At 65.4% G+C, this 301-nt stretch carries 1 protein-coding gene; it reads right to left on the bottom strand.

All coding sequences use genetic code 11. The features are described from left to right. The coding region (locus tag PSUB009319_RS22760; protein ID WP_124384428.1) for a DUF1120 domain-containing protein at positions 1-288 on the bottom strand (288 nt) is incomplete at its 3' end. Positions 289-301 lie beyond the last annotated feature (13 nt).

Below are 301 nucleotides of genomic sequence, written 5' to 3'. Positions count from 1 at the left end.
CTGCACGCTCACGTAGGCAGGCGTGTTGGCGCCGCACATGACTTGCAGGGTCTTGCTGTGCTCCGCCAGGGGCGTGTAGTTGGTGGCCGACAGATTGGCGTTGGGGATCTGGCCGTAGTCGACTTCTGCACCGCCGGTGAAGTTGACGTTGCAGGCGCCGGGCGCGAGCATGCCCGTGACGTTGAGCGTGGCGTTAAACGAGCCGGTGCTTTGGGCGGCGGCCGGGGCGGCAAACGCCGCGCCCAGCACGGCCAGCGCAGCGGCCTTGACGATCATGGTCTTGTACATGGTGTCCTCAAAT

This window comes from Ralstonia sp. SET104 (genome assembly GCF_003851545.1).
Classification (GTDB): Bacteria; Pseudomonadota; Gammaproteobacteria; order Burkholderiales; family Burkholderiaceae; genus Ralstonia.
Note: the sequence above shows the minus strand (reverse complement) of the source record. Positions and strands in the feature narration are given on the sequence as shown.